Genomic DNA, 19,747 nt, shown 5'->3' on the forward strand with positions numbered 1-19,747 from the left:
CGGCCGCGCTGGCCAGCCTGTGGCTGGGCTCGCGCGGCCTGTCGGCCGGCGCCGTCTGGCAGGCCCTGGTGCGGCCCGACGACAGCTATGCCGCGCTGGTGGTGGCCTCGCGCATTCCCCGCACCCTGCTGGCCTTGCTGACCGGCTCGGCGCTGGCCGTGGCCGGCGCGCTGATCCAGGCGCTGACCCGCAACCCGCTGGCCGAGCCGGGCCTGCTGGGCGTGAACGCGGGCGCGGCGGCCTCGATCGTGACGGCGGCCTTGATGGCGGGCGGCCTGCCCGCCCACCCCTTCTGGGCCGCCCTGCCCGGCGCGCTGGCCGCCGCCGCGGCGGTCTATCTGATCGGCGCCGGCGGTCGCGGCCTGCAGCCCGTGCGGCTGATCTTGGCTGGCGCCGCCGTGAACGCGGTGCTGTTCGCCTATGTGCAGGCCGTGGCGCTGCTGCGCAGCGATATCTTCGATGCCTATCGTTTCTGGGCAGTGGGGTCGCTGGCCGGCCAAAGCCTGGACGCCGCACTGCGCGCGGCGCCCTATATCGGCGCCGGCCTGCTGCTGGCCGCCGCCTTGGCGCGGCCGCTCAATCTGCTGGCCCTGGGCCAGGCGCTGGCGCAGGCGTTGGGCTTGCGCGCCGGGCTGTATCGCCTGCTGGGACTCTTGTGCGTGGCCATCCTGGCCGCCGCAGCCACGGCGGCGGCCGGCCCGATTGCGTTCGTCGGCCTGGCCGTGCCGCACATTGCACGCCGCTACGCCGGCCCGGACCTGCGCTGGCTGCTGGCCTACTGCGTGGTGCTGGGGCCGCTGCTGATGCTGGTGGCGGATATCCTGGCGCGGCTGCTGCGCGCCCCGGCGGAATTGTTGACGGGCGTGGTGGTGGCCTTCATCGGCGCGCCCTTCCTGCTGGCCGCGCTGCGCAGCCGCGGCCGGAGCCTGGCATGACCCGGCATCCCCTGGCCCCGGTTCATCCGTCTGCGCCCATGCTGCGCGCCGGGTCCTGGCTGGCCTGGCCGCTGGCACCGCGCGCGCTGGTCTATGGCGCAAGCCTGTTGGTCATGGCAGCTGCCTTGCTCGCCACCACCCTGCGCACGGGCGACCCCGGCCTGCCTTGGGCCACGCTGTGGCAGGCGCTGCTGGGCGGCGGCAGCGCGGTCGAGCAATGGCTGGTGCATACCGTGCGATTGCCGCGCGCCTTGTCGGCGTTGGGGGCCGGGGCCGCGCTGGGCCTGTCGGGCGCGCTGTTCCAAAGCCTCACCCGCAATCCGCTGGGCAGCCCCGACGTCATCGGGCTGACCGCGGGCGCCTCTGCGGGCGCGGTGGCCGTGGCCATGGTGTGGCCCGGCCTGATGCCGGTGGCCTGGGGCGCCGCGACCGGCGCGCTGCTGGCCACCGCCGGCGTCTGGTTCGGGTCGGGCGCAGGCTTTGCCGCGCCGCAGCGCATGGTCATCGCCGGCATCGCGGTGGGCGCGATCGCCTTTGCGTTCGTGCAATACGGGCTATCGAACCTGCGGCGCGAACAGGCCTATATGGCGGCCACCTGGTTGAACGGCAACCTGGCGGGCAAGACCTGGCACGACGTGGCGCTGATCAGCGTGGCCTGCGCCGTGTTGCTGCCGCTGGGCCTGGCCCTGTGCGCCCGGCTGCGCCTGCTGGAAATGGGCGATGACCTGGCGCAGGCGCTGGGCGCATCGCCTGCACGCAGCCGCCTGGCCGCAACACTGGTGGCGGTGCTGGCCGCCGCGGCCGCCGTGACGGTGGCCGGCCCCATCGCGTTCATCGCCCTGGCCGCGCCGCAGATCGCGCGCCGCTGTGTACGCGCCAGCGGCCCGCAACCGCTGCTGGCCGCCCTGACCGGCGCGGTGCTGCTGGCCGCAGCCGACCTTCTGACCCGCGCCGCCGGCCCCAACGGCCTGCCCGTGGGCGTCCTGACCGCCGGCATCGGCGGCGTTTATCTGGCTTTCCTGCTGGTGCTTGAATGGCGCAAGGCTTCGACGTGAACGACACTTTCCCCGGCGCATCCGCGCTGCAACTGCAGAATGTGGATCTGGCGTATGGCGAGACCGCGGTGCTGCAAGGCCTGTCGCTGGCCGTCGAACCCGGCGCGTTCACGGCGGTGGTGGGGCCCAATGGCTGCGGCAAGTCCACCTTGCTGCGGGTGCTGGGCGGCGCACTGGCGCCCACCCGGGGCCAGGCGTGGCTGGACGGCGCCAACCTGGCCACGCTGCGCCGCAAGGCGGTGGCCCGGCGCCTGGCCTATCTGCCGCAGAATCCGGTGGCCCCCGAAATGATCAGCGTGCGCGACCTGGTGGCGCGCGGTCGCTATCCGCACCAGACCTTGCTGCGGCAGTGGTCGCCAGCCGATGCCCAGGCCGTGGACGCCGCGCTGGCCGATACCGACCTGACGGACCTGGCCGACCATCCCGTGCACACCCTGTCGGGCGGCCAGCGCCAACGCGCCTGGCTGGCGCTGGTGCTGGCGCAGGATGCGGGCATTATGCTGCTGGACGAACCCACCACGTTTCTGGACATCCGCCACCAGATCGACCTGCTGGAATTGTGTGCGCGCCTGCACCAGGCCGACCGCACGCTGGTGGTGGTGCTGCACGACCTGAACCTGGCGTTCCGCTATGCCGATCGGGTGGTGATGATGCGGTCCGGCCGCATCGCCGCGCAGGGCGAGGTGCGGCAGGTGGTGACCGAAGCCGCGATGCAGCAGGTGTTTGACCTGGATTGCAGGGTGCTGCCCGATCCGGAAACGGGCAGCCCGATGATCGTGCCCCGGCGCGGCGGCCGGGACTGACCACCCCATCGCCCTACAGCATGTGCGCCAGGAATTCCCGGCTGCGCGGGTGCTGCGGCGCGCGGAAGAATTCCGCCGACGGCGCTTCTTCGACGATGCGGCCTTCGTCCATGAAGATCACGCGGTGCGCGACTTCGCGGGCGAACCCCATTTCGTGCGTCACGACCAGCATGGTCATGTGTTCGTCGGCCAGCTGGCGCATGGTGCGCAGCACTTCGCCTGTCAGTTCAGGGTCCAGCGCCGACGTCGGTTCGTCGAACAGCATGATGTCCGGCTCCATCGCCAGCGCGCGGGCAATCGCCACGCGCTGCTTCTGGCCGCCGGACAGGCGCGTGGGATAGTTGTCGCGCTTGTTCAGAAGGCCGACCTTGCGCAGCAGCTCCTCGGCCTTGGGCACGATGGCCGCGCGCGGCATGCCCTTGACGATCATGGGCGCTTCGATGATGTTCTGCAGCACGGTCATGTGCGGGAACAGGTTGAACGACTGGAACACCATGCCCATCTTGCGGCAGATGCGGCGCACGTCGGCGTCGCTGGCGTACTGGCTGCGCCCGCCGGGCACGGCGCTGGCCAGGGCTTCGCCTTCGACGTCGATGGCGCCTTCGTCGATGGTTTCCAGGTGGTTCAGGCAGCGCAGGAAGGTGCTCTTGCCCGAGCCCGACGGCCCGATCACGGCCACCACTTCGCCCTTGCCCAATTCCAGCGACACCTGGTCCAGCACGCGGTTGGCGCCGAACGACTTGACGATGCCGCGGGCCGAGATCATGGCGCGGCGCTCGCCCGCGGACGGATTACTGGTCGTATTTGGCATAGCGCTTTTCCATATGCTGGAAGAACCACGTCAACACCAGCGTCATGATGAGATAGAAGGCGGCCGCCACCAGGAACGGCGTGGTCGTGAAGTCGCGCTGCACGATGCCGCGCGCGGTGCGCAGGATGTCGTTGAGCGCCAGCACGTAGATCAGGGACGTGTCCTTGACCAGGGTGATGGTTTCGTTGCTCATGGGCGGCAGCACCCGCTGCACCATCTGCGGCAGCACGATGCGGCGCAACGTCTGCAGATAGGTCATGCCCAGCACCTTGCTGCCTTCGTACTGGCCCCGGTCCACCGACTGGATGCCGGCGCGGAAGATCTCGGCGAAGTACGCGGCGTAGTTCAGCGCAAACGCCACGACGGCCGCCGGGAAATCGGGCAGGCGCACGCCCACCACCGGCACGAACGGCAAGGCGAAATAGATGAACAGCATCTGCAGCATCAGCGGCGTGCCGCGCATGAGCCAGATGTAGCCATTGACCAGCCGGCTGACCAGCGTCCATTTCGAGATGCGCAGCAGCGCCAGCACCAGGCCCAGCGGAACCGCCAGCGCCAGGGTGATGAAGAACAGCGTCAAGGTCACCTTGGCGCCTTGCGCCAGGGGGCCCAGAAGGGAAATTACATAGTCCATGCGGGAAGGTTCGCGCCGTAGAACTGCAAAACGCCCGGACCGCGGCGCGGCCCGGGCGTTTCAAGGGGGATTACTTGATGATGTTGGCGCCGAACCACTGGGTGGCGATGCGGCCGGCGGTGCCGTCCTGCTTCATCGAATCCAGCGTCTTGTCCAGCTTGGCCAGCAGGTCGGTGTCGTCCTTGCGCACGCCGACGCCGTAGTCTTCGGTGCCGAAGTTCTCGTCCAGCACGCGGTATTCGCCTGCGCGCTTGCTGATCAGGTAGCGGCCCACCACTTCGTCGACCACGATGGCATCCAGGCGGCCGGCGGCCAGGTCCATCAGGGCCGTGACGTTGTCGCCGAACTTCTTGACTTCCTTGATGCTGCCGGCGACCGGGTCCTTGGCGATGGCGTCGGTGGCGCTGCTGCCATCCTGCGCGCCGACGACCTTGCCGGCCAGGTCGGCCTTGACCTTCACGGGCGAGGCATTGCCGACGATGATGATCTGGTGGTTGGCCATGTACGGCGCGGTGAAGCTGATGTTCTTCTTGCGTTCTTCGGTGATGGTCAGGCCGTTCCAGAGCACGTCGACGCGCTTGCCGTTCAGTTCGGCTTCCTTGGCGCTCCAGTCGATGGGCTTGAATTCGACTTCCATGCCCAGGCGCTTGCTGGCTTCTTTGGCCATGTCGATGTCAAAGCCGACGATCTGGTTGCTGGCGTCGCGGAAACCCATGGGCGGGAAGTTGTCGTCCAGGCCGACCACGACCTTGCGGGCGGCAGCCGGGGCCTGCGCGCCAGCGGCGGCGGGCGCGTTGTCGGACGGGCCGCAGGCGGTCAGCATCGTGGTTGCGGACACGAGAAGAACAGCAGTCAGTTTTTTCATATTTATGGGCGCGCGAGGCGCAGGGATGAAGAATGCCGGGAGGCTCGCCGTCCGGATCGACAGAAGCCGCGAGCCGGTATTTTAGCCTTCCCGGCGAACGACGCCAGCCAGGGGGCCACGCGCCCCGCTACGGCGCGGGATGAAAGCGTTCGAGCAGGCGCAGAAACAGCTCTACGGCCCGCGAGGCCGGCCGCGATGCTTCGGTGATGGCGCTGATGGTGTTTTCGTACACCGGCCCGCCTGGCACGCGCGTCAGGGCAAAGCGGCGCGATATCGAATCCGCGTAGTGCTGCGGCAAGAGGCCCACGTAGTGGCCCGACGACACCAGCATGGCAATGGCTTCCAGGCCCGAGGCCTCTGGCCCGCGGGTAAACCCATATTCGCCCAGCGCATCGTGCACGAACGGGTGCGAGCGATACACCAGCGGCAGCGTGCGGGCCTGGCGGGCTCTGCGCCGCGCGACGAACATGCGGTGGCGCTCGACATACAAACGTTGGTAATTGAAGGCGTTCTCGCGCCGGTACATGCCGCGAATGGCGATCTGCACCCGGCGTTCACGCAGCGCCTGGTCCAGATCGTTGAAGGTCATCACGGTGATCTCGACCTTGACGTCGGGCGCCTCTTCCAGCATGGCCGCCAGCGCGGTCGGAATATGGCAATCGGCGTCGGTGATGACGTGCTCGACCATGCCGATGGACAAGGTGCCGGACAGCACCCCGCGCACCGCGTCGATTTCGGGACGGATGCGTTCCAGCGCCTTGAGCGCCTCGCGCGCCAGGTCCAGCGCCACCTTGCCGGCCTGGGTCAGTTCAAAGCCGGACGGCCCGCGGTCGCACAGCCGCACGCCCAGGGTTTCCTCGACCTCGCGCACGTGCCGGCTGATGGACGCCTTGGACATGTGCAGCTGCTTTTCCGCCGCCGCAAAGCCGTTGGCCTGCGCCACGGCGCAGAACACCCGCAAGGACCGCAGGTCGCGCTCGGTGAACTCGGGACGGGACAAAGTCGTTTCTTTTTGAAAGGTATTGATTTTCGAAACCATACCACTAAAAAAATCATTTTTCATGACCGTGCCCGCGCAATACAGTTGGTCCAGCAGTGGCAGCACGGGGCACAGACCCCGGCGCCCGCTCCCGCGGCGGCTACCGGCCCCGCGCGGCCAACGATCACGACATACAAGGGAAAAATCATGCGCAACCTGTCCAGAAGGCGCTTTGTCGCCACGACGCTCGCCACCGGGGCGGCGCTGGCGCTGCCGGGCCTGGCCTTCGCCGAAGGCGGCTCGCTGGCCGACATCAAGAAACGCGGCAAGCTCACCGTGGGCACCGAAGCCGCCTACGAACCGTTTGAATTCGTCGAGAACGGCCAGGTGGTCGGCTACGGCCATGACCTGCTGCAATTGATGGCAGCCAAGCTGGGCGTGCAGCTGGAACAGATGAACCTGCCCTTCCAGGGCCTGCTGCCGGGGCTGATGTCGCGCAAATTCGACCTGGTGGCCACCAGCGTCGGCATCACGCCCGAGCGCGCCCGGCGCTTTGCCTTCACCCAGCCCGTGGGCGTGGTCAAGTCGGTGCTGATGGTGCGGGTGGACGACGCGACCATCAAACAGAGCATGGACCTGGCCGGCAAGATCATCGGCACCCAGATGGGGTCGTCGTCGCAGCCGGTGGCCGAGGAATTCGAGAAGCGCCTGAAGGCCCAGGCCGGCAAGGGCTATGCCGACACCAAGCTGTTCCAGGCCTACCCGGATGTGTCCAACGCCCTGGCCAACAAGACGGTGGACGTGGCGCTGATGCCGTCCAACATCGCCGCGGTGCAGATGCGCAAGCAGCCGAACGCCTTCCGTATTGCCGGAGAAATCGGCGACGCCAAGCTGCTGGCGTGGGTGGCCAACCCGAAAGACCTGGAAATCCGCCAGTTCGTCAACGACACGCTGGACGAACTGCGCGCCAATGGCCAGTTGCTGACCTTGCAGCAAAAGTGGTTCGGCGGCCCGATGGAGACCCCGCGCGCGGGCTACCTGCCTGACGGCGCAGTCTGAGCGAGGGACTCCCATGCTGGATTGGTTGAACCAGAACGGCGCGCTGGCGCCGTTCCTGCACGGTGTCGTCTCGGGCACGGCGATCACGCTGGCCGCCTCGGTGGCGGCATTTGTGATCGGCATCGGGCTGGGGGTGGCGCTGCTACTGGCGCGCCTGTCGCCCTACGCCCCGGTGCGCGGCCTGGTCATGCTGTGGGTCAGCGCCATCCGCGGCACGCCCGCGCTGATCCACCTGCTGCTGGCCTACTACGTGGTGCCACCGCTGCTGGACATCTCGGTATCGCCCCTGGCAGCCGGCATCGGCGCGCTGGCCTGTAATACCAGCGCCTACATCGTGGAGATCCTGCGCGGGGCGCTGGGCACGCTGTCGGCCGGCCAGGTGGCCGCGGCGCGGGCGCTGGGCATGCGCCACCGGCAGATCTGGCGCTACGTGCTGCTGCCGCAGGTGTTCTACCGCGCGATTCCGCCCCTGACCAGCGAACTCACCATCCTGCTCAAGGCCTCGTCGCTGATGTCCATCATTGCCGTGCCGGAGCTGGCCACCGTGGCGCGCAACGCCACCCTGCAAAGCGACCTGCCGCTGCAGGTGTTCACGGTGACGGCCTGCGTGTACTTCATCATTCTTTTCTGCCTGTCGGCTGCCTCGCGCCTGTGCGAGCGGCGCGTCTCGAGGATGCTGCCCCATGCCCATTGATCTCTCTCTTGTCGGGCAGGCCATTCCCGTGCTGCTCAAGGGCCTGCGGATCACGGCGCTCGTCAGCCTGATCGGCATTCCGCTGGGCATGCTGATCGGCACGGCTGCCGCCTATGCCGCACAGTCGCGCACGCCGCTGCGGCCGCTGGCGCTGGCCTACGTGGAACTGGTGCGCAACATTCCGTACCTGATCCTCGTCTACCTGGCGTTTTTCGGCCTGCCCAAGCTGGGCGTGCCGGCCTCGGCGATGTCGGTGGCCATCGGCTGCACCGCCTTCTATACGGGCGGCTACTTCTGCGAAGTGCTGCGCGCCGCGCTGCAAAGCGTGCCGCGCGGGCAGACCGGCGCCGCCCTGTCGCTGGGCATGACCTATTGGCAGACGCAGCGCCACATCGTCGTGCCGCAGTTGTTCGGCTATCTCATCCCGCCCACCACCAGCCTGGTCATCATGATGTTCAAGGACTCGGCGATCTTCTCGGTGATGAGCCTGCCGGAAATGACCTACCAGAGCAACCTGCTCACCGCCAACACCTTTGCCTACCTGGAAGTCCTGGGCACCACCGCCCTGATCTATTGGCTATGCAGCGTGGCGATGGCCGGCGCCGGCCGCCGCCTGGAGACCCTGGCGCGCCGCCGCGCGGGCCAGGCCTGACCCACTCATTCCACAAGGAAACCCTCATGACCTCGTACACCGTTGCGCCCAAAACCGGCCACCCCACCCTGCTCTATTCGACCCTGGCGCTGGACCTGGACAACCTGCAGGCCGATATCGCCGTGCTGGGCATGCCCTACGGCTCGCCCTATTCCGCGGCGGATTTCAGCAATGACCAGACCAATGCCCCCACCGCGATCCGCCAGGCCACCGACCGCGTGGTGCGCCGCCCGGGCCACTACGACTTCGACATCGACGGCCCCCTGCTGCAAGGCCGCGACGACATCCGCTTCGTGGACTGCGGCGACATCATTCCCGACCTGTCCCAGCCGCGCGGCGAACATTACGCGCGGGCCGAAGCCGCCGTGCGGCGCATCGCGGCGGCCGGCGCCGTGCCCATCGTGCTGGGCGGCGACCACGGCATCACCACGCCCATCCTGCGCGGCCTGGACCAGAAAGGCCCGATCACGCTCGTGCACATCGACGCCCACCTGGACTGGCGCGATGACGTCAACGGCGTGCGCGACGGCCTGTCCAGTCCGATCCGCCGGGCCTCTGAAATGGCCCACGTGGACCGCATCATCCAGATCGGCCTGCGCGCCCAGGGCAGCGGCCGCCCCGAAGAACTGGTGGCCGCCCGCGCCTACGGCGCCGAGCTGGTCACGGCCTACGAGCTGCACGACATCGGCATGGATGCGGTGCTGGCGCGCATTCCGGACGGCGGCAACTACTACCTGACCATCGACGCCGACGGCATGGACCCCGCCACGATGCCCGCGGTGGCCGGGCCGGCGCCGGGCGGCGTCACCTTCGTGCAGGCCCGCAAGCTGATCCACGGCCTGGTGGCCAAGGGCCGCGTGGTGGGCATGGACATCGTCGAGATCCAGCCCGAAAAAGACCTGAACCAGATCTCATGCATCACTGCCGGCCGCCTGATCCTGAACCTGATCGGCGCGTCGATCCGTGCGGGGCACTACGACAAATGAACGCGACCGCACCCATCATCGAGATCCGCGGGGTGGACAAATACTACGGCAGCCACCACGTGCTCAAGCAATGCTCGACCCGCGTGGACAAGGGCGAGATCGTGGTGGTCTGCGGGCCGTCCGGCTCCGGCAAGTCCACGCTGATCAAGACGGTCAACGCACTGGAACCGATCCAGGGCGGCGACATCCTGATCGACGGCGCCTCGGTCACCGCCGCCACCGACCTGCCCAAGCTGCGCACCAAGGTCGGGATGGTGTTCCAGCATTTCGAGCTGTTCCCGCACCTGGACATCCTGCGCAACCTGACCCTGGCGCAGCAGATCGTGCTGGGGCGCGGCATCGACACGGCCCGCGCCAAGGCCGGCGCGCTGCTCGAACGCGTGGGCCTGTCGGCGCACGCGGGCAAGCATCCGGGCCAGTTGTCCGGCGGCCAGCAGCAGCGCGTGGCGATCGCCCGCGCACTGTCGATGGACCCGATGGCGATGCTGTTCGACGAACCCACGTCCGCACTGGACCCCGAAATGGTCAATGAAGTGCTGGATGTGATGGTGGAACTCGCCGAGGAAGGCATGACCATGATGGTCGTGACCCACGAGATGGGCTTTGCCCGCCGGGTGGCCAATCGCGTGGTCTTCATGGAAGACGGCGCGATTGTCGAAGACTGCGCCACCGACCAGTTCTTTCGCGACGCAGCCAGTCCGCAGGCGCGCCGCTTCCTGTCCAAGATCCTGCCCCATTGACCCGCCGCCCGGCCTGCCGGGCGCATTCCACCACGCTGCCATGACGCAACCTCACGCCCATACCCGCATCCGCAAGTTCAATACCCGCCAGACCTATCCCGAACAGCAGCTGGACAATGACCTTTGCCAGGCCGTGGTGGCCGGCAAGACGGTCTACCTGCGCGGCCAGATCGGACAGGACCTGGACACCCGGGCCTCCGTCGGCGTGGGCGATGCCGCCGCCCAGGCGGAAAAAGCCATGGCCAACGTGGCGATGCTGCTGCGCGAATGCGGCAGCGACCTGTCGCACATCTGCAAGGTCACCGTGTACCTGGTGGACGTGCGCTACCGCGAGGCGGTCTACAACGTGATGGGCCGGTGGCTCAAGGGCGTGTTTCCCGTGTCCACCGGCCTGGTGGTGTCGGCGCTGGCGCGGCCGGAATGGCTGGTCGAGATCGACGTGATCGCCGTCATTCCCGACTGACTGGCCGCTAGCGCTGCGCCCGGGCCGCCATGCCCGCGCGCAGGCCCGCCGCGCAATCCAATGCGTCGTCCCACAGTTGGCGGGTCAACGCTTCGGCGTCGGTTTCCTGCGCCAGCGCAGCAGCTTCGCCCGACCACAGCAGCGAAAAGTCGCCGCTGCCGGTCTTCTCGACAGCCGCGCGCAGCGGGTCGACCGCGCCGGTTGCCAGCGGAAAGGCCGGCGCTACGGCGCTCATCGGCCCTTGTTCGCGCATGAAACGGGTCAGCAGGCCGCGCGCCGGGCGACCGGTATACAGATTGGTCAAGCGCGTCGTATCGTCACGCGCCTGGCGCACCGCCTGGCGATGAATGGCCGAGCGCCCTGCCTGCGGCGTCAGCAGATAGGCCGTACCCAGTTGCGCGGCGGCGGCGCCCAGGGCGAAGGCCGCGGCAATGCCGCGTCCGTCAGCGATGCCGCCGGCTGCAATCACGGGTACGCCCACCGCATCCACCACCTGCGGCAGCAAGGCATACAGGCCGGGCTGCGCGCCGATGTCGTCGGTCAGGAACATGCCGCGATGGCCGCCGGCCTCGACCCCTTGGGCGATGATGGCGTCCACCCCGCGGGCGTCCAGCCAGCGCGCCTCCTCGACCGTGGTGGCGGACGACAGCACCAGGGCGCCCGTGCGGCGCACACGTTCCAGCAGGGCCTCGTCCGGCAGCCCGAAATGGAAGCTGACCACCGCGGGGCGCAGGTCTTCGACGACCTGGCACATGGCGTCGTCGAATGGCGCGCGGCCCGGGCCGCTGCCTGCGGCGGACAGGTCCAGCCCGGCTTCGCGGTAGTACGGCGCCAGCGTGTCGCGCCAGCGCGCCTGGGCGGCCTCGTCCGGCTGCGGCGGCGTGTGGCTGAAGAAATTCAGGTTGAACGGCGCGTCGGTCTCGGCGCGAATGGCGGCGATCTGCTCGCGCAGCGCATCCGCACTGAGCGCGGCGCAGGCCAACGACCCCAGCGCGCCCGCGCGGCAGGCCGCGACGGTCAAGGGGCTGAACGAACCGACCATCGGGGCTTGGATGAGAGGCAACAGCGAAGGCAGCGATTTCATGGGCGTGGCGACCAGAAAAAAGGGACGCTCAAGCATATCGCAAGGGATGGCGGCCCGAGCGCTACGCCCCACCCGCGTACAAGGGCTTTGCGGCGTGACCCTTGGCCCCCTGCCGGCCATGCTAGGCTTAGTCGCATGACACGACGCTGCTTCCTTCCGCTTTCCTGCCGCCCGGCCGCGCGCCCGGAGTGCGCCGCATGAGCCCCGCCATCCGTCTGGGCCCCCTGGTCTTTCCCACCGAGCTGGCCGTGCTGATCGTGGCCGGCGCCGTCGGTCTGCTGGCCGCGCGCCTGTTCGGCGGCAAGCGTGCACCGGACATCAGCGCGGTGCTGTGGCGCGCGCTGCTGATCGGCCTGGTCGCCGCGCGTCTGGGTTTCCTGTGGCAGACCCGCGAACATATTCTGCAAGACCCGATCCAGGCGCTGGATATACGCGACGGCGGCTGGACGGGCATGGTCGGGCTGGCGGCCGCCTGCGCCTATGTGGCCTACGCCGCACTGCGGGCCATGGCGCCCCGGCCGGCGCTGCTGGGCGCGCTGGCGCTGGCCGCCGGCACCTGGCTGATCGGCGGGCAACTGCTGGCGCCCACGCCACAGCCCCAGCCCGCGCTGACCGCAGTGGCCTTGCAGGACCTGAACGGCAAGCCTGCCGCCCTGGCTGCCTTCCAGGGCAAGCCCACCGTGGTCAATCTGTGGGCCAGTTGGTGTCCACCATGCCGCCGCGAGATGCCGGCCTTCGAACGCGCCCAGGCCGCCAACCCCGACATCCACTTCGTTTTCCTGAACCAGGGCGAAACGCCCGACGCGGTGCGGCAATACCTGGATCAGCATGCGCCGTCACTGACCAACGCTTTGCTGGACCCGGCTGGCGAGGCCTCGCGCACCATGAGCAATCGCGGCCTGCCCGCCACGCTGTTCCTGGATGCCGACGGCCGGTTGATGGATGTGCGGGTCGGCGAACTGTCCAGCGCCACGCTGGCACAGCGGCTGGAGGCGATCCGCCCGGTTGCTGCCCCCTGATTCTGGACGCCTGGGTACCTGGGAGCCACCATGCGACGAACTGCGATTGCCTTCTTTGCCGCCAGCCTGGCCGCGTTTGCGGCGCCCGCCAGCGCCCAGCCGCGCGAGCAGGTCGAAAGCACGCTGGAGGCAGCCTTGACCCAGTTGATGAATCAGTACGTGGACCCGGTGGATACGCGCGCGCTGGCGCTGCACGGCCTGCGCGCGCTGCAAGCGTTGCCGGGCGGAACCGGCGCATCGCGCCAGTCGGCCATCGACCAGGCCGTCGCCGCCGAAGGCCAAGCCACCGACATCCCGGCGCAAAGCCGCATCCTGGCCGATGAGATTTTGCGTTTCGCCGATGGCGCGCCGCGCGACGCCGCGTTGAACGCCGCCTTGCGCGGCATGATGGCCAGCCTGGACGCCTACAGCCGGGTCGCGACGCCGGCCGAGATGGCGCCGCCGCCCGCGTCCGTCGGCCTGGAACTGTCGATCCAGAACGGCGCCTTGACCGTGGTGCGGCCCCTGCCCGGCGGGCCTGGCGAACGCGCCGGCCTGCGCAAAGGCGACGTCGTGACCGACATCGACGGCCGCGCCACGGCCGGCCTGCCGCTGCCCGAAGCGGTGGCCTTGCTGCGCGGCGCGACGGGCACCCGCCCGACATTGCGCATCCAGCGGCCAGGGGCCGCGCAAGCCCTCATCGTGCAGCCCGTGCGTGGCCCGGTGCAGGCCCCGCCCTCGGTGCGCTGGGACATGAACGGCACGGTGGCCATCGTCACGCTGGCGGCCTTTGACAGCAAGACGGACAGCCAACTGCGGGCCGCGCTGGACGCCGCGACCGCACGCGCCGGCTCGCGGCTGGGCGGGCTGGTGCTGGACCTGCGCGGCAATGCCGGCGGGCTGCTTGACGTGGCCGAACAAGTGGCCGGCGTGATGCTGCGCAAAGGTTCGCGGATCGGCAACCTGTACGGCCGCACGCCCGCCGATTCACGTGCGCTGGTGGCGCGCGACAGTCTGTTGCCGCATGACGTGCCGGTGGTGGTGATCGTCGACCGCCGCACCGGTGCAGGCGCCGAGATCGTGGCCGCGGCATTGCAGGACCACGGCCGCGCACTCGTGATCGGCGAAAAGACCGCCGGCGCGGGGACCATACAGACCGTGCTGCCGCTGCCCGCGAACGAGGGTGCGCTGGTGGTGACCAGTGCGCGCGTGCATCGGGCCAACGGCGCGCGGCTGGAGGGCGCGGGCGTGACGCCGCAATTGTTGATAGACGCCGCCACGGGCAAGATGTCCTTGCGCGCCGACGTCGCGGCCGATTTCAATGCCGACATGGCTGAACGCCTACGCGCGGCGCTGGCATCGGCGCCCGCGGAAAGCGACCCTGCCCTGCTCGCCGCGTTGACGGCGTTGAAGTAGGCGGCCGGGCGCCGGCCCGCGACAGGCGCGGATTCAGACGCCGCCCCGGGCTGCGCCAGACGGCTAGCCGGAAACCGGCTCGGCCCACGGCAGGGCCACGCCCTGCTCGACCTTTGTCATCAGCCGCAGGCGTTGTCCCATGTGCCCCGCCTGGGCATCCAGCCGCACGACCAGCACCGGCCCCAGCGGCAAAGCCTGAGCGGTGGCGATGAGGCGGTCGCCTTCGTCCCCAGCCCCCGGCACGCGGGTCCAGGCCAGCAGCTCGGCCTCGTCCACCGCCACCTCGTTGGCCTGGTCGTGCCCGCAGGCCGGGCACCAGAGCCGGGCCGGATACACCCGGTGCGCGCATTGCGCGCAAGCCATCACTTTGACACTCATGCGTCCTCCCTGGCCAGCACGGCGGCGTTGGCGCACATGCCATAACGCAGCTGCACCATGCCATAGCCGGTGGCCACGCCATGGCGTGCGCCCGCCACCTGCCGCGCGCCGGCCCGGCCGAGCAGTTGCCGTGTCACTTCCACCAAGCCGTGCATGCCGCCCGCCGTGCCCGCCTGCCCCGCCGACAACTGCCCGCCCGCCGTGTTGACCGGCAGCGCGCGGGTGGCAATGCGGCGGGCGATGAAGCCCGGCAAATCGTCGGCTGGCGCCAGGCCCAGGTCACACAACTGCGCCACGGCCATCGCCGGGTAATCGTCGTACACGCCCACCACATCCATGTCGTCTGGCCCCAAGCCCGCGTCGGCCCACAGCGCGGGCGCGAAGTCGGCGATGCCGGTGACCAGGCCATCGCCTTCCTGCTGGTCGCCGTTGTAGCGCGCCCCGCTGGCTCGCAGCGTGACATGCACGCCGTTGGGCTGCGCCTGCAACACCAGCGCGCAGGCGCCGCTGACCACCGGCACGCAGTCCATCCGCCCCAGCGGCGCGGCCACCATCGGCGCGTCCAGGTATTGCGCCAGCGTCAATGGCTGGCGATAGGCGGCGTTGGGGTTGCCGGCCGCCCACTCACGTTGCGCTACGCACAGCGCGCCGTAGTCTTCGCGCCGCAAACCGGTCTGCGCCATCTGCCGCTGCGTCAGCATGGCGAACAGCGGATTCGGGCCGGCGCTGCCCAAGGGGCTCAGGTAGTCTTGCGCGCTGCGGTTGTAGCCGCGCACCAGCGCCGCGAAATCGGCACCGGTGAAATGGTCGCCCGCCGCCAGGACGATGGTGCGCGCCTGCCCCGCCTGCAAGGCCAGCCAGGCGTGGCGCAGCATATTGATGGCGCTGGCGCCGCCCATTTCGTCCTGCATGCACCAGCCCAGCGTCAGCCCCAACCGCCAGGCCAGGTCGATGGCGCGGTCGGGCCGCAAGGTGAACGAAGCCACGCCCAGGCCATCGACGTCCGCTGGCCGCAGCCCGGCGTCGTCCAGCGCCAGGCGCACGGCCTGCGCGATCAGCCCGGCCGTGCTGCAATCCGGCCCGGGGTGGCGCAGCGCGGGGGTTTCACCCACGCCGACAATGCCAGGGCTTGCGGGCTTGCCGCTCATGCCGAATCCTCGCGCGGCGGTTCACGCGTCAGCAGCAAGGTGATGACGGTGATGACCGCCATGCCGACCAGGAACCACGCCACCGGCGTGGCCGATTCGTACTTGCGCAGCAGCGCCATGGCGATCAGGGGCGACAGGCCGCCGGCAAACACCGACGCCAGTTCGTGGCCCAGCGCCAGGCCGGTGTAGCGGACTTCGGGCGGGAACAGTTCGGCAAAATACGCTGGCTGCGTGCCGATCATGGCCGCGTGGCACACGGTGTTGCCCATGAAGAACGCCAGGAAGATCCAAATAGGCTCTTTGGTCTGCACCAGCCAGAAGAACGGAAACGCCGCCAGTGCCAGCCCGGCCGAGCCGATCAGGTAGACCGTGCGCCGCCCGATGCGGTCGGACAGGTGGCCGAACCACACCAGCGTGCCCAGCTCGATGAACATCGACGCCAAGACGCCGCCCAGCATCACATCGTTGGGAATGCCCAGGAACTTGCCGTAGGCCAGCGCGAACGCCAGGAAGATGTACGAACCGCCGTTTTCCGCCACCCGCAGCCCCATCGCCGTGAACACCTGGCGCGGATAGCGGCGAAACACTTCGACGGCCGGCATGCCGCGCTTGGCGGTCTTGGTCGCCTGCACGAATTCCTCGCTTTCCGGAATGTGCTTGCGGATGTAGAGGCCCACGCCGAAGATCAGCACGCTGAGCAGGAAAGGCAGGCGCCAGCCCCAGCTCATGAAGTCATCCTGCGGCAGCTGCTGGGCCAACATGAAGACGCCCGACGACAGCACGAAGCCGCCCGCCACGCCCAGCTGGCTGAACGACGAGAAATAGCCGCGGCGCTTGCCGCCCACGGCCTCGCTGATCAGCAGCACGCCGCCGCCCCATTCGCCGCCCGCCGCCGCGCCTTGCAGGATACGCAGCAGCACCATCGCGGCCGGCGCCCACAGGCCCACCTGCTCATAGGTGGGCAACAGCCCGATCAGGAACGTGGCCGCGCCCATGATGCCCAGCGTCCATTCCAGCGCCAGCTTGCGGCCATAGCGGTCGCCGATATGGCCGAACACCACGCCACCCAGCGGCCGCGCGAGGAACCCCACCGCGAAGCCTGCGAAGGCGCCCATGGTGCCCAGCAGCGGATCGGTGCCCTTGGGAAAGAACAGCTCGCCGAACACCAGCGCCGCCGCCGTGCCGTAGATGAAAAAGTCGTACCACTCCATCGCGTTGCCGGCCACGGACGCCATCACCACCTTGCGCGTGCGTTTTCTGCGGGCCTGCTCTTCGGCGCTGCGCGCCGACCCCTGGTATGCCAACGTCATGCTGTTTCCCCTTGTTGTGGTCTACCTTGTCACGCGATAGCCGGCGGCGTCGCGGTCCCACGTGTCGGCGGTGATGCCGTCGTCGCGCAGGCGGAATTTGCGGACCTTGCCGTTTTCGGTGCGCGGCAGGTCGTCCAGCACCCGCAGGTAGCGCGGCACCGCGAAGTACGGCATGCGCGGCTGGCAGAAATCCAGCAACGCCTCGGGCGCCAGCGCGCAGCCGGGCTTGTAGACCAGCGCCGCCATGACCTCGTCTTCGGCGAGTTCCGAACGCACCGCGTACACGGCCGCGACGGCCACTGACGGATGCGCCAGCAGCACCTGTTCGACCTCGTACGAAGAAATGTTCTCGCCGCGCCGCCGGATCGCGTCTTTCATGCGGTCCAGGAAGCGGAAATAGCCGTCTGCGTCGCGCACCACCCGGTCGCCGGTGTGGAACCACAGGTTGCGCCAGGCCTCGACTGTCTTGTCGGCCATGCCGAAATAGCCGGTGGCGATGGCGAACGGCGGACGCGCGCGCAGCAGCAGTTCGCCGGCCTGGCCGTCGGGCAGCGGCGCATCGTATTCGTCGGCAACGATGGCATCGAACTCGGGCGCCACGCGGCCCATCGTGCCGGCGCGCTGCTGGGCCAGCGGGCCGCCCAGCGCGAAATTGGTTTCGGTCGAGCCGTAGCCTTCGAGCAGCGCGATGCCGGTGCGGCCGGTGAATGCGGCATGAAAACGTTCGGGCACGCCCGGGGCCAAGGCAATACGGGTGCGATGGCCGCTTTCGGCGGCCGACGCCTCGCGCGCCAGCAGCATGGGCACCATGGCGCCCAGCAGATAGGTCACCGTGGCCTGGGTGGCCGCCAGCCGCTCGAAGTACCGGCTGACCGAGAAGCGCGCATCGCAGATGATCGACGCACCGGTCACCAGCGCCTGGAAACAGGCGTTGAGCGCATTGGTGTGGAACAGCGGCAGGCTGGTGTGCAGCACGTCGGCGGCCGTGATTTCCAGGTTGCGCGCGGCGATGACGCCCCACCAGTGGAACTGCGCGTGCGGGCAGCACACGCCCTTGGACAGGCCCGAGGTGCCCGAGGTGTACAGAATGGCCAGCATGTCGCCCGGCCCCAGGTCGGCGGCGGGCGCCAGGGCATCGGGCAAAGCGGGCAAGGGTTCGGCAGCCGCGGGCAAGTCGGCCACGGCGACCGGCGCGGCAGGTGTCTGCACCGCCTCGCCATCGGCAGCCAATGCCGCATCGTCCAGCAGCCAGATGCGGCGCAGCGCCAGGGCGTCGGCGTGCTGCCCTGCCCCGTCCATGGCTGCCAACCCCGCCAGCGCGGGACATGACGCGGCATCCGCCACCAGCAGCACGCAGCCGCTGTTGGCCAGGATGTGCCGCAGCTGCATGCCGCGCGACGCGGTATTGATGGGCACCACCACCGCGCCCAGCCAGCCGCAGCCCAGCACCACCGACAGGAATTCGATGCGGTTGCCGGCCATGAGGCCGACGCGGTCGCCGCGCGCCACGCCGGCCGATGCCAATAGCGCCGCCCAGCGGGCCGCCACGGCCGGCGCCTCGGCATAACGCAACGCGCCACCCGGCGCCTGGACCCACAGCCGGTCGCCCTGACGGGCGGCCTGGTCGCGTAGCAGCGACGGCAATGTCAATGCGTGCATGAAGCGTGCTTCCCCTTGTCGAAAGCGGCCGCGGGTCCGTTGCCCCGGCTCGTGAAAATTAGTCTAGGAATCAACTATTTATGTGTCAAATTTATGGGTATTATTTCCTGCATAAATCACACTGATATCAAGGGCAAGCGTGGACTTCGATTTGAATCTCATGCGGGTTTTCCTGACGGTGCTGCACGAACGCAGCGTCACCCGCGCGGCCGAACGGCTGCAGTTGACGCAGCCCGCAGTCAGCTACGCACTGGGACGCCTGCGCGAGAAATTCGATGACCCCTTGTTCGTGCGCACGCCGGCCGGCATGCAGCCCACGCCGGTGGCGTTTGCGCTGGCCGGCCCGATCGAGCGCGGCATGAACAGCTTTGCCGAAGCCGTCAGCCTGCGTCAGCACTTTGACCCGGCGCGCAGCACGCGGCGGTTTCGCCTGTCGATGTCCGACATCGGCGAAATGGTGTTCCTGCCGCTCTTGATGGAACGCGTGCACGCGCGGGCGCCGCGCCTGCAGGTCGAAGTCGTGGAAATTGCGCTGGAACGCCTGCCCCAGGCCCTGCAAGAGGGCGAAGTCGACCTGGCGATCGGCAACCTGGCCGGACTGGGCCGGCACACGCATCATGCCGACCTGTTCAGCGAGCGCTATGCCTGCATGGGGCGCCGCGGCCATCCGGTGCTGTCCGCCGGCCTGACGCGCGGCCAGTTCAAGCGGCTGGACCACATTCTGGTGGCCTCGCGCGCCAGCGCCCACCGCTTGCTGGATGATGTCCTGGGCGAAGCCGGGCTGCATCGCCAGCCCTACCTGACGCTGCCGCATTTTTCGGCCGCCGCCGAGATCGTGCGCCGTACCGACCTGACGGTGACGCTGCCCTACCGCGCCGCCGTCTGGTTCAACCGCGACAGCGCCTTCGAGATCCGGCCGTTGCCGCTGGCGCTGCCGCCCTTGAGCGTGACGGTGCACTGGCACCCGCGCTTTGAAAGCGATCCGGGCACGCGCTGGCTGCGCCTGCTGGTGGTGGACACGCTGGCGGATCGGCCCGCCGCGCCGGCCGACGCCTAGCGCTGGCCCGCCGCGTCCGTT

Annotated in this window: 21 protein-coding genes; 12 read left to right on the forward strand and 9 right to left on the reverse strand. The window is 69.0% G+C overall.

Features of this window, described 5'->3' with window-relative positions; translation table 11 throughout:
* The 3 genes from HV798_RS20275 to HV798_RS20285 form a co-directional block, all read left to right on the forward strand.
* The coding region (locus HV798_RS20275) for a FecCD family ABC transporter permease (RefSeq protein ID WP_175216494.1) at positions 1 to 935 on the forward strand (935 nt) is incomplete at its 5' end.
* Positions 932 to 1,990: a FecCD family ABC transporter permease gene (locus HV798_RS20280; RefSeq protein WP_175193697.1), complete on the forward strand. Its 1,059-nt coding sequence runs from the start codon at positions 932 to 934 to the stop codon at positions 1,988 to 1,990. The genes HV798_RS20275 and HV798_RS20280, both read left to right, overlap by 4 nt.
* Positions 1,969 to 2,793, forward strand: a complete 825-nt coding sequence (locus HV798_RS20285) for an ABC transporter ATP-binding protein (protein ID WP_175193698.1) — start codon at positions 1,969 to 1,971, stop codon at positions 2,791 to 2,793. Before HV798_RS20280 ends, HV798_RS20285 begins: the two co-directional genes overlap by 22 nt.
* A 13-nt stretch (positions 2,794 to 2,806) precedes the next feature.
* On the opposite strand, the gene HV798_RS20290 is transcribed toward HV798_RS20285, so the two are convergent.
* The 4 genes from HV798_RS20290 to HV798_RS20305 all read right to left on the reverse strand — a co-directional run bounded on the left by HV798_RS20290 (position 2,807) and on the right by HV798_RS20305 (position 6,142).
* Positions 2,807 to 3,559: an amino acid ABC transporter ATP-binding protein gene (locus HV798_RS20290; RefSeq protein WP_175193798.1), complete on the reverse strand. Its 753-nt coding sequence runs from the start codon at positions 3,557 to 3,559 to the stop codon at positions 2,807 to 2,809.
* Positions 3,560 to 3,584: 25 nt separating this feature from the next.
* Positions 3,585 to 4,238 (reverse strand): amino acid ABC transporter permease, encoded by a 654-nt coding sequence (locus tag HV798_RS20295; RefSeq protein ID WP_025136523.1) that lies wholly within the window; start codon positions 4,236 to 4,238, stop codon positions 3,585 to 3,587.
* Between the two features lie 70 nt (positions 4,239 to 4,308).
* A complete protein-coding gene (locus HV798_RS20300) occupies positions 4,309 to 5,103 on the reverse strand; it encodes an amino acid ABC transporter substrate-binding protein (protein ID WP_175193699.1) in 795 nt (264 codons plus the stop codon).
* 127 nt (positions 5,104 to 5,230) lie between these two features.
* Complete coding sequence (locus tag HV798_RS20305) at positions 5,231 to 6,142, reverse strand: LysR family transcriptional regulator (protein WP_175193700.1); 912 nt, start codon at positions 6,140 to 6,142, stop codon at positions 5,231 to 5,233.
* Positions 6,143 to 6,289: 147 nt separating this feature from the next.
* Between HV798_RS20305 and HV798_RS20310 the strand changes: the two genes are divergently transcribed.
* The 6 genes from HV798_RS20310 to HV798_RS20335 are packed head-to-tail and all read left to right on the forward strand — an operon-like array spanning position 6,290 to position 10,676.
* Positions 6,290 to 7,141: a transporter substrate-binding domain-containing protein gene (locus tag HV798_RS20310; protein ID WP_175193701.1), complete on the forward strand. Its 852-nt coding sequence runs from the start codon at positions 6,290 to 6,292 to the stop codon at positions 7,139 to 7,141.
* 13 nt (positions 7,142 to 7,154) lie between these two features.
* Positions 7,155 to 7,835, forward strand: a complete 681-nt coding sequence (locus HV798_RS20315) for an amino acid ABC transporter permease (RefSeq protein WP_175193702.1) — start codon at positions 7,155 to 7,157, stop codon at positions 7,833 to 7,835.
* Positions 7,825 to 8,487 carry an amino acid ABC transporter permease gene (locus HV798_RS20320; protein WP_175193703.1) on the forward strand — a complete coding sequence of 221 codons (663 nt, stop codon included), beginning with the start codon at positions 7,825 to 7,827 and terminating at the stop codon, positions 8,485 to 8,487. Before HV798_RS20315 ends, HV798_RS20320 begins: the two co-directional genes overlap by 11 nt.
* Before the next feature lie 26 nt (positions 8,488 to 8,513).
* On the forward strand, positions 8,514 to 9,473 hold the full coding sequence (locus HV798_RS20325) for an agmatinase (RefSeq protein ID WP_175193704.1): 960 nt from the start codon (positions 8,514 to 8,516) through the stop codon (positions 9,471 to 9,473).
* A 14-nt stretch (positions 9,474 to 9,487) separates the two neighbouring features.
* Positions 9,488 to 10,213 (forward strand): amino acid ABC transporter ATP-binding protein, encoded by a 726-nt coding sequence (locus tag HV798_RS20330; RefSeq protein ID WP_175193799.1) that lies wholly within the window; start codon positions 9,488 to 9,490, stop codon positions 10,211 to 10,213.
* 40 nt (positions 10,214 to 10,253) lie between these two features.
* Positions 10,254 to 10,676, forward strand: a complete 423-nt coding sequence (locus HV798_RS20335) for a RidA family protein (RefSeq protein ID WP_175193705.1) — start codon at positions 10,254 to 10,256, stop codon at positions 10,674 to 10,676.
* Between the two features lie 7 nt (positions 10,677 to 10,683).
* Here HV798_RS20335 and HV798_RS20340 read toward each other — a convergent pair whose 3' ends face one another.
* On the reverse strand, positions 10,684 to 11,760 hold the full coding sequence (locus HV798_RS20340; protein WP_175193706.1) for an NAD(P)H-dependent flavin oxidoreductase: 1,077 nt from the start codon (positions 11,758 to 11,760) through the stop codon (positions 10,684 to 10,686).
* Positions 11,761 to 11,957: 197 nt separating this feature from the next.
* On the opposite strand from HV798_RS20340, the gene HV798_RS20345 reads away from it, so the two are divergent.
* Complete coding sequence (locus HV798_RS20345) at positions 11,958 to 12,779, forward strand: TlpA disulfide reductase family protein (RefSeq protein WP_175193707.1); 822 nt, start codon at positions 11,958 to 11,960, stop codon at positions 12,777 to 12,779.
* Positions 12,780 to 12,809: 30 nt separating this feature from the next.
* Positions 12,810 to 14,174: a S41 family peptidase gene (locus HV798_RS20350; protein ID WP_175193708.1), complete on the forward strand. Its 1,365-nt coding sequence runs from the start codon at positions 12,810 to 12,812 to the stop codon at positions 14,172 to 14,174.
* A gap of 63 nt (positions 14,175 to 14,237) precedes the next feature.
* On the opposite strand, the gene HV798_RS20355 is transcribed toward HV798_RS20350, so the two are convergent.
* The 4 genes from HV798_RS20355 to HV798_RS20370 are packed head-to-tail and all read right to left on the reverse strand — an operon-like array spanning position 14,238 to position 18,669.
* Positions 14,238 to 14,552, reverse strand: coding sequence for a zinc ribbon domain-containing protein (locus HV798_RS20355; protein WP_175193709.1), 315 nt, complete (start codon positions 14,550 to 14,552; stop codon positions 14,238 to 14,240).
* Positions 14,549 to 15,700 (reverse strand): thiolase family protein, encoded by a 1,152-nt coding sequence (locus tag HV798_RS20360; protein ID WP_175193710.1) that lies wholly within the window; start codon positions 15,698 to 15,700, stop codon positions 14,549 to 14,551. Before HV798_RS20360 ends, HV798_RS20355 begins: the two co-directional genes overlap by 4 nt.
* Complete coding sequence (locus HV798_RS20365; RefSeq protein ID WP_175193711.1) at positions 15,697 to 17,010, reverse strand: MFS transporter; 1,314 nt, start codon at positions 17,008 to 17,010, stop codon at positions 15,697 to 15,699. The genes HV798_RS20360 and HV798_RS20365 overlap by 4 nt, the downstream gene beginning before the upstream one ends.
* Before the next feature lie 21 nt (positions 17,011 to 17,031).
* A complete protein-coding gene (locus tag HV798_RS20370) occupies positions 17,032 to 18,669 on the reverse strand; it encodes an ATP-dependent acyl-CoA ligase (RefSeq protein ID WP_175193712.1) in 1,638 nt (545 codons plus the stop codon).
* A gap of 160 nt (positions 18,670 to 18,829) precedes the next feature.
* Here HV798_RS20370 and HV798_RS20375 point away from each other — a divergent pair, with 160 nt between their 5' ends.
* Entirely contained in the window at positions 18,830 to 19,726 is an 897-nt protein-coding gene (locus HV798_RS20375; protein ID WP_051593535.1) for a LysR family transcriptional regulator, read from the forward strand.
* Positions 19,727 to 19,747 lie beyond the last annotated feature (21 nt).

Origin of the sequence: Achromobacter deleyi (assembly GCF_902859705.1) — a bacterium.
Taxonomy (GTDB): Bacteria; Pseudomonadota; Gammaproteobacteria; order Burkholderiales; family Burkholderiaceae_B; genus Achromobacter; species Achromobacter deleyi.

Excerpts from the sequence above, each read along its gene's own strand:
- HV798_RS20280 (WP_175193697.1), top strand. The coding sequence starts at position 932 with ATGACCCGGCATCCCCTGGCCCCGGTTCATCCGTCTGCGCCCATGCTG.
- HV798_RS20285 (WP_175193698.1), top strand. The coding sequence starts at position 1,969 with ATGGCGCAAGGCTTCGACGTGAACGACACTTTCCCCGGCGCATCCGCG.
- HV798_RS20290 (WP_175193798.1), bottom strand. The coding sequence starts at position 3,559 with ATGATCTCGGCCCGCGGCATCGTCAAGTCGTTCGGCGCCAACCGCGTG.
- HV798_RS20295 (WP_025136523.1), bottom strand. The coding sequence starts at position 4,238 with ATGGACTATGTAATTTCCCTTCTGGGCCCCCTGGCGCAAGGCGCCAAG.
- HV798_RS20300 (WP_175193699.1), bottom strand. The coding sequence starts at position 5,103 with ATGAAAAAACTGACTGCTGTTCTTCTCGTGTCCGCAACCACGATGCTG.
- HV798_RS20305 (WP_175193700.1), bottom strand. The coding sequence starts at position 6,142 with ATGGTTTCGAAAATCAATACCTTTCAAAAAGAAACGACTTTGTCCCGT.
- HV798_RS20310 (WP_175193701.1), top strand. The coding sequence starts at position 6,290 with ATGCGCAACCTGTCCAGAAGGCGCTTTGTCGCCACGACGCTCGCCACC.
- HV798_RS20315 (WP_175193702.1), top strand. The coding sequence starts at position 7,155 with ATGCTGGATTGGTTGAACCAGAACGGCGCGCTGGCGCCGTTCCTGCAC.
- HV798_RS20320 (WP_175193703.1), top strand. The coding sequence starts at position 7,825 with ATGCCCATTGATCTCTCTCTTGTCGGGCAGGCCATTCCCGTGCTGCTC.
- HV798_RS20325 (WP_175193704.1), top strand. The coding sequence starts at position 8,514 with ATGACCTCGTACACCGTTGCGCCCAAAACCGGCCACCCCACCCTGCTC.
- HV798_RS20335 (WP_175193705.1), top strand. The coding sequence starts at position 10,254 with ATGACGCAACCTCACGCCCATACCCGCATCCGCAAGTTCAATACCCGC.
- HV798_RS20340 (WP_175193706.1), bottom strand. The coding sequence starts at position 11,760 with ATGAAATCGCTGCCTTCGCTGTTGCCTCTCATCCAAGCCCCGATGGTC.
- HV798_RS20345 (WP_175193707.1), top strand. The coding sequence starts at position 11,958 with ATGAGCCCCGCCATCCGTCTGGGCCCCCTGGTCTTTCCCACCGAGCTG.
- HV798_RS20350 (WP_175193708.1), top strand. The coding sequence starts at position 12,810 with ATGCGACGAACTGCGATTGCCTTCTTTGCCGCCAGCCTGGCCGCGTTT.
- HV798_RS20355 (WP_175193709.1), bottom strand. The coding sequence starts at position 14,552 with ATGAGTGTCAAAGTGATGGCTTGCGCGCAATGCGCGCACCGGGTGTAT.
- HV798_RS20360 (WP_175193710.1), bottom strand. The coding sequence starts at position 15,700 with ATGAGCGGCAAGCCCGCAAGCCCTGGCATTGTCGGCGTGGGTGAAACC.
- HV798_RS20365 (WP_175193711.1), bottom strand. The coding sequence starts at position 17,010 with ATGACGTTGGCATACCAGGGGTCGGCGCGCAGCGCCGAAGAGCAGGCC.
- HV798_RS20370 (WP_175193712.1), bottom strand. The coding sequence starts at position 18,669 with ATGCACGCATTGACATTGCCGTCGCTGCTACGCGACCAGGCCGCCCGT.
- HV798_RS20375 (WP_051593535.1), top strand. The coding sequence starts at position 18,830 with ATGCGGGTTTTCCTGACGGTGCTGCACGAACGCAGCGTCACCCGCGCG.